The following is a 12,028-nucleotide window of genomic DNA, read 5'->3' as shown; positions in this document are numbered from 1 at the left end:
AGCAGTTAAAAATCTGTTATGCCCGACACGTCAGTCAGGCGTTGCCGGACGGGACCTCGCGGGCCCGGTGCGACAGGGCCATGACGCTCCTGCCCGTTTTGCAGCATCTTTCTGCGTGATGAAATGAAATCTCGAAAACTTTGTAACTCTCACTAAACATTCCAGTTACGCTTATGGCATAGCTTCCCGCTGCCCTGTCAGCAAGGGTAAATTTGATCCCCCTCGCAAAATGAAATATTTCTTCTGTAATCGTATTTTATGAAAAATGCATTTGTTTATAATCCTCTGACATTTCAGTTCTTCAGGTAGCCTTTTCCGTTACGTCACGCCTTTTTAGCGCGGTGCCGGACTCTGCTACTGCCAGCACGTTGAGGAAGGTTTATGGCCACCATCAAACTGACTACCGCACAGGCATTAGTTAAGTTTCTCGATAATCAATACATTGACGTAGACGGCACAGAGACAAAGTTTGTAAAAGGCATTTTTGCCATTTTCGGTCATGGCAATGTATTGGGACTGGGACAAGCGCTGGAGCAGGACAGCGGCGATCTGGTGGTCTATCAGGGGCGTAATGAACAAGGGATGGCCCACGCCGCAACGGGCTTTGCCAAACAGTCTTTGCGCCGCCAGATTATCGCCTGTACGTCGTCCGTAGGGCCCGGCGCCGCCAATATGCTGACGGCCGCCGCCACTGCCACCGCAAACCGAATTCCTCTTCTGCTCCTGCCGGGCGACGTCTTTGCCACCCGCCAGCCCGATCCGGTCCTGCAGCAGATTGAGCAGCCCTGGGATCTGAGTATCAGCACCAACGACGCCTTTCGTGCCGTCAGTAAATACTGGGACCGCGTCAGCCGTCCGGAGCAACTGATGAGCGCCTGTATTAACGCCATGCGCGTCCTGACCGATCCGGCTGAAACGGGTGCCGTCACGCTCTCTTTACCGCAGGATGTTCAGGGTGAAGCCTGGGATTATCCGGATTATTTCTTCCAGAAACGCGTTCATCGTCTGGATCGGCGTCAACCCACCGTTGCCCAGCTCGAAGATGCGCTGAAGCTCATCATCCGTAAACGTAAGCCATTAATTATCTGCGGCGGGGGCGTGAAATATTCCGGCGCAGGCGAGGCACTGCGTGCATTTGCCGAACGCTATCAGATTCCGTTTGCTGAAACCCAGGCGGGAAAAGGTACCTTATTATCTGATCATCCTCTCAACGTCGGCGGCGTGGGTGAAACCGGCTGTCTGGCGGCCAACCTGCTGGCAAAAGAGGCCGATCTGGTGATAGGCATTGGAACGCGCTACACCGATTTCACCACCTCGTCGAAATGGATCTTTCAGCATCCTGATGTGAGCTTTCTGAATGTCAACGTCAGCAACTTTGACAGTTATAAGCTCGATGGCGTGCAGCTGCTGGCCGACGCACGTGAAGCACTGCTGGCGCTCAGTCATGGACTGGTTTCACAGCACTATGCCAACGACTGGGGCGATCAGATTGCCCTGGCCCGGCAGCAGCTGGAAGACGAGACACAGCGCGTTTATCACATCACGCCCAACGATACCGCCTTTGAGCCTGAGATTGCCGATCACCTTGACCGAAAAGCCGTCTATGCCGAATTTAACCGCCTTACGCAGTCTCTGCTGACACAAAGCAGCGTAGTGGGCACGCTGAATCAGCACCTGCCTGCCGATGCCGTGATCGTGGGCGCTGCGGGCAGCCTGCCCGGCGACCTGCAACGCGCCTGGCGTACGCGGGGTTATAACGGCTATCACCTTGAATATGGTTACTCCTGCATGGGGTACGAAGTGAATGCGGCACTGGGCGTCAAACTGGCGCAGCCTGAGCGAGAGGTTTATGCCCTGGTAGGCGATGGCTCGTTCATGATGCTGCATTCCGAGCTGGTGACCTCCCTTCAGGAAGGGGCGAAAATCAATGTGGTCCTGCTGGATAACATGAGCAATGGCTGCATTAACAACCTGCAAATGGGGCACGGCATGGACAGCTTTGTTACCGAGTTCCGTTTCCGTAATCCGGACGGTGGCAAGCTCGACGGCGGACTGGTTCCGGTGGATTTTGCCGCCATTGCCGCCGGTTATGGCTGCAAAACCTATCGCGTCAGTACGCTGGAGCAGCTTACCGCCGCGCTGGAAGACGCAAAAACGCAGCGCGTTTCCACACTGATTGATATCAAAGTGCTGCCCAAGACCATGATTCACAACTACTTCAGCTGGTGGCACGTTGGTGTGGCACAAACCGCCCACTCGACGCGCGCGCAACAGGTGGCGAACACGCTGAATACGCATCTGGCTCAGGCCCGTAAATACTGATTTCCGGGCCGTCTGACGGCCCATGTTTCTACTCTCCGATTTAACCCTACAGGTGTAATTATGACATTGAAACTTGGTGTAATTGGAACAGGTGCGATTGGTCAGGAGCACATTCGGCGCTGCAACAATGTCTTACAAGGGGCAAAAGTGGTTGCGGTATCCGATATCAATGCGGAAGGCGCCAAAGCCGCGCTGCAACGTCTGAACAGTGATGCAGACGTATGCGAGGATGGCTTCGCAGTCATTCAGTCACCCAACGTGGATGCCGTGCTCGTCACCTCCTGGGACCCGACCCATGAAGCGTTCACGCTGGCCGCCATTGAGGCGGGCAAACCGGTCTTCTGTGAGAAGCCGCTGGCGATGAGCGCTGAAGGCTGTCGTCGTATCGTGGACGCCGAGATCAAACACGGCAAACGTCTCGTACAGGTCGGCTTTATGCGCCCCTACGATGCCGGTTATCGGGCATTGAAAAAGGTGATTACCGATGGTGATATCGGTGAGCCGCTGATGCTGCATTGCGCGCACCGCAACCCGACGGTGCCGGAAAACTACAACACCGAAATGGCGATTACCAATACGCTGATCCACGAGCTGGATGTCCTGCGCTGGCTGACCCGCGACGACTATAAAACCGTGCAGGTGGTGTTCCCGCGCGTCAGTTCTAAAGCCCGTCCACACCTGAAAGACCCGCAAATCGTTCTGTTTGAAACGCAAAAAGGGATTCGCATTGATGTGGAGATCTTTGTGAACTGTACCTACGGCTACGATATTCAGTGCGAAGTCGTGGGCGAGGAAGGTATCGCCAGACTGCCCGAGCCGTCATCGGTACAGTTACGTAAAGACGCCAAACTGTCCAATACCATTCTGGTCGACTGGAAAGATCGCTTTATTGAGGCATACGACGTTGAGCTACAGGCCTTTATCAACGACGTAAAAGCGGGCCAGTTAACCGGTCCTTCCGCATGGGATGGTTTTGCCGCCTCGGTCGCTGCTGACGCCTGTATCAAAGCGCAGAAGAGCGGCGCGATCGAACCCATTGAAATGCCCGCCCGTCCGGCATTTTATAACTGACTCCTCTCGCCTTCAGGCAGGTAACTGATGAACAATCAAAAGGTTAAGCTGGCGATCGCGCCCATTGGCTGGACGAATGATGATATGCCCGAACTGGGCAGCGAAAACACCTTCCAGCAAACGGTCAGTGAAATGGCGCTGGCCGGGTTCACCGGCAGTGAAGTCGGCAGTAAATACCCACGCGATCCTGCGGTTCTGAAACCGATGCTGGAGATTCGCGGTATTGAGATCTGTAACGCCTGGTTCAGCACCTTCTTTGCACAGGGCGACAAAGCGAAAACGATTGAGGGATTCACCGAGCACATGAATTTCCTCTTCGAGATGGGCGCCCGGGTGATTGGGTGCTCTGAACAAAGCAAGAGCATACAAGGCACGACGCTGGCGGTGCTGGACGATAAGCCCGTGTTTAACGACGATGAATGGCAGCGCACGGCGGAAGGCTACAATGAACTGGCCGCGATCGCCGCCCGTAAAGGCATGCGCGTCTGCCTGCACCATCACATGGGCACCGCTATCCAGACGCCAGCAGAAATTGACCGTTTTATGGCCATGACGAACGATACTGTCGGCTTACTTTACGACACCGGCCATATCTACTATTCCGAAGGCTCACAGCAGGCCATGCTGGCGGTACTGGAAAGCCACTTGCCACGTATTTTCCACGTGCACCTCAAAGATGTGCGGGATGACATCGTCGCTGAAGTCAGAGATCAGCATCTGTCTTTCCTGGACGGCGTAAAAAAAGGCACTTTTACCGTGCCGGGCGATGGCGTGATCGACTTTAAACCCGTGTTTAAAATCCTTGATGATTACGGCTATAAGGGCTGGATGGTGGTGGAGGCAGAGCAGGATCCCGCGCTGGCGAATCCATTTGAGTATGCGGTGAAGGCACGAAAATATATTCGCGAGCACACCGGGCTGTAAGTTCACCCTGACGCAGGACGATATGCATAAGGCTGCCCCAGAGCAGCCTTTTTTCAGCCCGATCGCACCGTTTGACGACGAATCTGTGAGTCATTTCATAAACCAATGAAATAAATTATGCCTGAAAAACAAACAAATGAAATTTTCCATCCATCTGGTATCATAGCGATTCTTATCCAGCCACGCTTTCCGCACATGAGCCGACGTAATGAGCAATAACCCTTCCCAACTTTCACTGCTGCAGGACGAGATTCGTCGCCGTTATGAAACGCTGAGTAAGCGTCTGAAGCAGGTGGCTCGTTATATTCTTGATAACAGTAACAGCATCGCCTTTGATACCGTCGCGTCTATTGCTCAGCAGGCCGATGTGCCGCCTTCGACCCTGATTCGCTTTGCCAACGCCTTTGGTTTTAGCGGCTTCAACGAAATGAAACAAATTTTTCGTCAGCATCTGATGGAAGAGACGGTTAACTACACCGAACGGGCACGCCTGTTCCGCCAGACCGCCGCAGACGACGCAGCGAACGCGCCTGAAAGCCCGGCGGAAATTCTGAATGTCTTCACCATGGTAAACAGCCAGGCGTTGCAGCAACTGGCGATGCAGGTGAGCCCGGAGCAGTTGAACAAAACGGTGCAGTTACTCAATGATGCCGAGAACGTCTATGTTATCGGCCTGCGTCGCTCGTTCAGTGTCGCCTCCTATCTGGTTTACGCCCTGCGCCATCTGGAGCGCCGCGCCTTTCTGATTGACGGGTTAGGCGGCATGTTCACTGAACAGCTGACGCTGGTGAATCCGAAAGACGTGGTGATTGCTATCAGCTGTTCGCCTTACGCCCGCGAAGCGGTAGAAGTGGTTGAGCTGGGCGCCAGGCGCGGTGCCCGCCTGATTGCGATTACGGACAGCCAGGTGAGCCCTCTGGCCGCGTTCAGCGACGTTTGCTTTGTGGTACGGGAAGCCCAGGTTGACGGTTTCCGCTCTCAGGTGGCGTCACTCTGTCTGGCTCAGTCGCTGGCGGTTTCCCTGGCACTGAACAATGCCCGGACGCCCCCCGCATCCTGACGATCGCGCCACCTGACAGGGCGGCGTAGCCTGCGCCGGTCAATCAGAGACGGCCTCGTCAGGTAACAGACAGAGCCTGTCGCCGAACACCGTTCTCTGGTCAACTTACAGGTATCATCACGCAATAAAAAAGGCAGCGAATAGCGCTGCCTTGTCAGTTCTCGCCACGGATTAACGTCGCGGATAACTGTCGCTGTTAACCCAGGCGTGATCGTGCTCCCAACTGAACTTCCACAAACGTACCGGCCCCGCCATGACGTTAAGGTAGTAATTGTCGTAGCCTGCCAGCGTCGCCACAGGATGATAGCCGCGCGGCACCATGACCACATCACGGTTATACACTGCCATGCACTCATCCAGCGAACGGTCGTCAGTATAAACGCGCTGCATGGCAAACCCCTGCTCGGGTTGAAAACGGTGGTAATAGGTTTCTTCCAGATAGGTTTCGTGTTCGCTGTTTTCCTGATCGTGTTTGTGGCTCGGGTAAGAGCTGGTATTGCCCTCATCGGTATACACTTCCACGACCAGCAGGCTCTCTGCCGGTTGAGAGTCCGGCAGAATATTATGCACCAGGCGCTGATTTTGCCCTTTGCCCCGTCGTTCAACGCCAACATCCTCCGGCGCAATCAGGCGAGCGGGCAGCTTGCCGCCCTGCCCGGGTGCCTGGCAGACCGCCAGCTCAAGATCGCTTTCAGCCTGTACCCTGACGTCATCATCATGAGGAACATACACAGAATAAGGCGGCGTGCGCTCAAACGGTGACAGACGTTTGCCGATATTCGGGAAACGTGCGTGGCGCGTGGTGACGGAAGCCAGCCCCGCGACCAGCACCAGGCAAAGTTCGCTGTCGCCACTTTTCAGGTCGAGCGTTTGCCCTTTTTTCAGCAGATAGGATGAAAAACCGACATAACGCCAACCGGCGCGCGCTGGCGTCACCTGCTGAATGCAGCCGTTATTGTCGGGCTGTTTTACCTTCGAAAGTAAGGCCATTCGCCTCCTCCTGTTTTGCGGTCCTTCACCTGACAACCCGCGCCCCTGTGTGTGGAATGCTGCGTCAGTGGTGCAGGTGATTTAGCCTAACGTTGGCATGCTGAATTCGGACACCGTTTGCTGACCGCCTGGCCAACGCACGGTGGCGGTTTTCATGCGGGTGTAAAAACGCACGCCGTCTGGCCCGTGCACGTTTAACGCACCAAAGACTGACCGTTTCCAGCCCCCAAAACTGTGGAAGGCCATCGGCACCGGCACCGGCACATTGACGCCGACCATTCCGGCCTCAACATCCTGCACAAACTCCCGCGCGGTATGGCCATTGCTGGTAAAGATGGCGCTGCCGTTACCAAATTCGTGGCTGTTAACCAGCTTCAGGGCACTGTCGTAATCCGGCGCGCGCATAATGCTCAGCACCGGACCAAAAATTTCCTCACGCCAGATGGTCATCTCGGCGGTAACGTTATCGAACAGCGTACCGCCGACGTAGTAGCCCTCTTCGAAACCGGCGACTTTGTGGTTGCGGCCATCAACGACCAGCTTCGCCCCTTCCTGCTCGCCCAGATCGATATAGCCCAGCACTTTTTTCTGGTGTGCCGCAGAAACCACAGGCCCCATTTCATTTTCATCGCTGCCTTGCTGGATTCCCGGCCCAACCCGTAATGCGTTGATCAGCGGTGTCAGGCGCGAAATGAGCTTATCGGCGGTATCGTTGCCCACTGCAACGACAACCGGCAGCGCCATGCAACGCTCGCCCGCCGAGCCAAACGCACCGCCCATAATCGCGTTTACCGTGGCGTCCAAATCGGCGTCTGGCATAACGATGGCGTGATTTTTTGCCGCGCCAAAAGCCTGAACGCGCTTACCGTGCGCACTGGCCGTTTTGTAAATATGCTCGGCCACACCGGATGAGCCAACGAAGCTGACGGCGGCAATACGCGGATCTTTATAAAGCTGTTCTGCATTGTCATTGGAACTGTGCACGACATTAAACACGCCATCCGGCAGGCCCGACTCCTTCAACAGCTCGGCCATGCGCACCGACGCTGACGGATCCAGCGCAGGCGGCTTGAGAATAAAGGTGTTACCGCAGGCCAACGCAATCGGGAACATCCACAACGGCACCATCGCCGGGAAGTTGAAGGGCGTAATCCCTGCCACGACGCCCACCGGCTGCATCAGCGAGTAACTGTCTACGCCACCGCCTACATTCGGGGAATACTCGCCTTTAAGCAGGTGCGGAATACCACAGGCAAATTCGATGACTTCGATACCGCGCGTCAGCTCACCCAGCGCATCTGACCAGACTTTGCCATGCTCAGACACAATCAGCGCCGCCAGTTCATCGCGGTGCTGCTCCATCAGAGCTTTAAAATTGAACATGATGCGTGCGCGGCGCAGCGGGGAGGTTTTTGACCAGGCAGGAAAGGCCGCATGTGCCACATCAATCGCCTGAGCCACTTCATCTGCGCTGCTTTGCGTGAGCTCACGGATAACCTTGCCGGTTGCCGGATCGAACACAGGAATGGTTTCGTTGCTGGCGCTGAATGTGGTTTGACCGCCAATAAAATTTCCTACGATAGTCATGATGTTGCCTCTTTGGTATGTACGGTTCCAGCGGGCAGAGCACAGAAGTGGCATGCTGGCTGGGCAGGAAAAGCCAAAAGCATGCTGGAAAACTATTACAATGGAATAAATTTTTCAAATAGATATTTTTGGAAAATTACTTTTTAGCGGCACAGATCGCATTTCTGTTTTCATAAAGGATTGACGCCTTCGCGGCGGCCATTCTGGCTCGTCATCGCTGACAGTGTAATCGGGGTCCCCATGACATTGTCGCTTCAGGGCGATTTAACGCCTTTGCGGGATGAAAGGTTTTCGGCCTGAATGGCCTTAAGCAGCCCGGATATTTTTCATTAATTTTAAATATGAAATATACATTTTCTTTTTGCTGAGAGTCGGCCAGAAAAATGGCTGCTGGCCATGAGGACAGTTGTCTGGTGAAAAAACATCACTACGCACTAACGCAGTGCAAAAAAGGCGTTAATCGTCATTTTATGAACCAATAATTTCTTCTCCGCCCCATCAGGAATCATGTGTTTCACCTTTCCCGGGCGAGCGACGCGCTTCATCACAACATTATCCCTATGATTTTAAAGGCATTGATAGCAGAGGAACGTTTATCAGATAAACCTGGCCTGCTTTATGCAACATCCGGTGACTTCCCCGCACTGAGATGAGATAACCGTGTCTGACGAAAAAAACAGTGGCTTACTGTACGGCCTTGATCAGCGAATTCCGCCTGTGCAGGCTTTCTTTAGCGCATCGCAGCATGTACTGGCAGGTCTGGTCGGGATTATCACGCCGCCTTTGCTGATTGGCACCGCGCTTGGTCTGGAAGCCTGGCTTCCGTATTTAATTAGTATGTCGCTCCTTGCTTCGGGCATCGGCACCTTTCTGCAGTCAAATCGCGTGTGGGGCGTGGGCGCAGGCATGATATGCATGCAGGGCACCAGCTTTGCTTTTCTCGGCGTCGCCATTTCAGGTGGCCTGTGGGTCAAAGCCCAGGGCGGCAGCCCTGAGGACATTATGGCGATGCTGTTTGGCGTCAACGCCGTGGCCGCGCTGGTTCCGGTTATCGTCAGCCGCTTTATTGATACCTTAAAACGGGTCTTTACGCCGGTCGTGACGGGAAGCGTGATTGCGTTAATCGGTATCAGCCTGATTAAGGTCAGCGTGATTAACTGGTGCGGCGGTCAGAATGCACAGGATTTTGCCAGCCTTAGCAACCTCGCCCTGGGGGCGTTGACGCTTGGCGTGATCGTGCTGCTGAGCTGTTCGGGGAACCGCTGGCTGCGTCTGTCATCCATCGTGGTCGGCATTCTCACCGGCTGCATCGCGGCGGCACTGAGCGGCAAATTTCAGGTGCATGGTTTGGGGGACAGCCTGTTTCGCCTGCCCGCGCTGTTTCCGTTTGGCTTTCACTTCAACAGCAGTCTTTTTGTGCCTGTGGTGCTGGTTTCACTGGTCTGCATCATTGAGGCGGTAGGCGATCTTACCGCAAACCACCTGATCTCCGGTAAGTCGATTACGGATAAAGCGTTCAGTGCGCGCCTGAAAGGCGGCATTCTGGCTGACGGACTGAGTTGTATGATTGCCGCCATGCTGAGTGCCTTTCCAAATACCACCTTTGCGCAAAACAACGGCGTCATACAGATGACCGGTGTGGCAAGCCGTTTTGTTGGCCGCTATATCGGTGTGATGCTGATTTTACTGGCTCTGTTTCCGCCGTTTAGCGAAGCGTTGCGTCAGATTCCCACGCCCGTCCTGGGTGGCGCGACCATGGTGATGTTTGGCTGCGTGGTAACGGCCGGCATTCGTATTCTCAGCCAGACCGCGCTGACGCGCAGAGAGATGCTGATTGTCGGCCTGGCCTTGAGCTTCGGCTTAGGGATTGAGTCCGTGCCTGCTGCCCTTTCACATCTGCCGCCCCTGTTTGCGAACCTGTTTGGTTCAGCCGCCACCAGCGGCGGGATTGTTGCCATCGTGCTGAATATTCTGATTCCCGGCGGGCAGGAGCCGGTGCCACAGGACGCCACGAAAGAGGAATCTGCGCCCTCAGTGTAAGGCGGCGGCAGGCGGTCGCCTGCGTCGTTTCATTGCGGCGGCATCGCTGTTGACAGCATATCGCAGTGACAGTCGCCATTGTCCGCCGCGGCATCAGGACGCTTAACACCCTTTCGCGTCCTGTTTCCCGTCACCGTCTCGCCTCGCTTACCCTTTTCCTCAACGAATCCGCTTCTGATTTTTCCTTCAACTACACTTCAATCAGTTATTTATGCGTAGAGAGAACGAATGAACGGGTTGCAGCAGGAAAGAATTGGACAAAATATCTTAATCAAACTGGCGATGTTAGTGATTATCCTTGCCGGGATAAGAGCCGCTTCCGATATTCTGGTGCCGTTACTCCTGGCGGCGTTTTTTGCCATTGTGTTGAATCCCTTAGTCACGATACTGATGCGGCGCGGACTGCGGCGCGGGATGGCGATTACGCTGGTGATCACGGTCATTTTTGTTGTGATTTTGCTGCTGGGGGCTGTACTGGCCAGCTCCATGAGTGAGTTTTACGATCTCTATCCTCAACTGCGCACCATCATGGAAAAGAAAATGCTGGTCGTTCAGCATCTGGCGGCCAGCATTCATCTGAATGTCTCTACCGATGCGCTGGTTCAGCGCTTCGATCCCAACACATTGATGAATCTGGCCAGCGTGGCGCTGAGTGGTTTTTCAGGCGCAATGACCAATACTGTCCTGTTGATCCTTACCGTCGTCTTTATGCTGTTTGAAGTGCACCACCTGCCTTACAAAATGCGCAACTCGTTTGTGAACCCCAAAATTCGTATTGCGGGTTTACACAAAGCGCTTAAAGGCGTGACGCATTACCTGGCGTTAAAAACGCTGATCAGCCTGATTACCGGTATCTCGGTCTGGCTGACGCTGTACCTGCTGGATGTGAAATTTGCGTTACTGTGGGGCGTGGTAGCCTTTATCCTGAATTTTATTCCCAATATCGGGCCGATTATCGCCGGTATTCCCCCTTTCCTGCAGGCACTGTTGCTGAACAGTGTGTTTGACGCGGCGATGGTGGCGGCGCTGTTTACCGCCATTCATATGGTGTTTGGCAATATGTTAGAGCCGCGCATCATGGGGCGCGGACTGGGATTGTCGACACTGGTGGTCTTTCTGTCCTTGATCTTCTGGGGCTGGCTGTTGGGTCCGGTCGGTATGCTGCTCTCCGTACCGCTGACCAGCATTACAAAAATTTTGATGGAAACCACGCCAGGCGGAAGCCGGCTGGCAATCATGCTGGGCACCGGACGTCCTAAACCTGCCCGGCTGCTAACCAAGTAAACGCTGCTGCACATGCTGCAGATGCGCTCTCATCGCAGCCTGTGCAGCCTGCTCATCTCCCCCGACAATGGCCTCTGCAATGCACTGATGGTCGGCGTTCATTTCGTCAGCAAAGGTATTGTCGGCATAATGGCGTTCCAGCCGACGAAAATGCGCGCTGTCGCGTTTGTTCCACAGGTTTTCCATCATCTCCCGCAGCAGATCGTTACCGCTCATCTCGCTAATCAAAAGATGAAAGGCTTTATCCTGTTCTATAAACGCCGCATCGTTTTCATTAAATTGCTGGAGACTGATGCTCATCGCCATGAGCCGCTCACGTTGCGCCTTACTGCCGTTACGCGCCGCCATTCCTGCCAGCAGACTTTCATAGGCTTCGCGCGCCTGTAAAAGATCCTGCAGGCTGAAATGTTCGGTGTCTTTGACCGCTGAGGGCTGAGGCAGGGTTTGGGCGACAAATACGCCCGTTCCGGTCTGGATAGTGACGTAGCCCGTCATTTCAAGCGCAATCAGCGCTTCACGCACGGACGAGCGACTGACGCCCAACTGCTTTGCCAGCTCTCGCTCCGGTGGCAACGCACCGCCGGGTACGAAATCCCCACGCTGAATGCCCGCGATAATGGCATTGGCGATCTGTCGATAAAGTCGTTCAGTTTTCAGCACCGGTAGCACCATCACCTTCTCCTGTTATGGCCGTCTTTGCAGAATCCAGCCGGACGTATTTACTATGCTGCGATCCGGATCACGGCCTTA

General features: G+C 54.7%; 9 protein-coding genes. 6 read left to right on the top strand and 3 right to left on the bottom strand.

The window, feature by feature from the left end:
* The first annotated feature begins 381 nt into the window (after positions 1–381).
* The 4 genes from iolD to C7433_RS18915 all read left to right on the top strand — a co-directional run bounded on the left by iolD (position 382) and on the right by C7433_RS18915 (position 5,377).
* Complete coding sequence (gene iolD, locus C7433_RS18930) at positions 382–2,322, top strand: 3D-(3,5/4)-trihydroxycyclohexane-1,2-dione acylhydrolase (decyclizing) (RefSeq protein ID WP_110268716.1); 1,941 nt, start codon at positions 382–384, stop codon at positions 2,320–2,322.
* 60 nt (positions 2,323–2,382) lie between these two features.
* The gene (locus C7433_RS18925; RefSeq protein ID WP_033738232.1) at positions 2,383–3,393 is read left to right on the top strand and encodes a Gfo/Idh/MocA family protein; all 1,011 of its coding nucleotides are present in this window, start codon (positions 2,383–2,385) and stop codon (positions 3,391–3,393) included.
* 27 nt (positions 3,394–3,420) lie between these two features.
* Positions 3,421–4,317 carry a myo-inosose-2 dehydratase gene (iolE, locus tag C7433_RS18920; protein ID WP_110268715.1) on the top strand — a complete coding sequence of 299 codons (897 nt, stop codon included), beginning with the start codon at positions 3,421–3,423 and terminating at the stop codon, positions 4,315–4,317.
* Between the two features lie 208 nt (positions 4,318–4,525).
* Complete coding sequence (locus C7433_RS18915) at positions 4,526–5,377, top strand: MurR/RpiR family transcriptional regulator (protein ID WP_110268714.1); 852 nt, start codon at positions 4,526–4,528, stop codon at positions 5,375–5,377.
* 171 nt (positions 5,378–5,548) lie between these two features.
* On the opposite strand, the gene iolB is transcribed toward C7433_RS18915, so the two are convergent.
* Positions 5,549–6,367 (bottom strand): 5-deoxy-glucuronate isomerase, encoded by an 819-nt coding sequence (gene iolB, locus C7433_RS18910; protein ID WP_054632931.1) that lies wholly within the window; start codon positions 6,365–6,367, stop codon positions 5,549–5,551.
* Between the two features lie 81 nt (positions 6,368–6,448).
* Entirely contained in the window at positions 6,449–7,954 is a 1,506-nt protein-coding gene (locus C7433_RS18905; protein WP_110268713.1) for a CoA-acylating methylmalonate-semialdehyde dehydrogenase, read from the bottom strand.
* A gap of 660 nt (positions 7,955–8,614) precedes the next feature.
* Between C7433_RS18905 and C7433_RS18900 the strand changes: the two genes are divergently transcribed.
* Positions 8,615–9,994 (top strand): nucleobase:cation symporter-2 family protein, encoded by a 1,380-nt coding sequence (locus C7433_RS18900; protein ID WP_110268712.1) that lies wholly within the window; start codon positions 8,615–8,617, stop codon positions 9,992–9,994.
* Between the two features lie 228 nt (positions 9,995–10,222).
* Complete coding sequence (locus C7433_RS18895) at positions 10,223–11,278, top strand: AI-2E family transporter (protein ID WP_006121073.1); 1,056 nt, start codon at positions 10,223–10,225, stop codon at positions 11,276–11,278.
* On the opposite strand, the gene C7433_RS18890 is transcribed toward C7433_RS18895, so the two are convergent.
* A complete protein-coding gene (locus C7433_RS18890) occupies positions 11,267–11,950 on the bottom strand; it encodes a FadR/GntR family transcriptional regulator (RefSeq protein ID WP_110268711.1) in 684 nt (227 codons plus the stop codon). The two genes, C7433_RS18895 and C7433_RS18890, sit on opposite strands and share 12 nt — an antisense overlap.
* Between the last annotated feature and the right edge of the window lie 78 nt (positions 11,951–12,028).

Source organism: Pantoea sp. PNA 03-3, assembly GCF_003201175.1.
Lineage (GTDB): Bacteria > Pseudomonadota > Gammaproteobacteria > Enterobacterales > Enterobacteriaceae > Pantoea > Pantoea stewartii.
The sequence above is the reverse complement of the archived record's forward strand: the minus strand, read 5'-3'. Positions and strand labels throughout refer to the sequence as shown.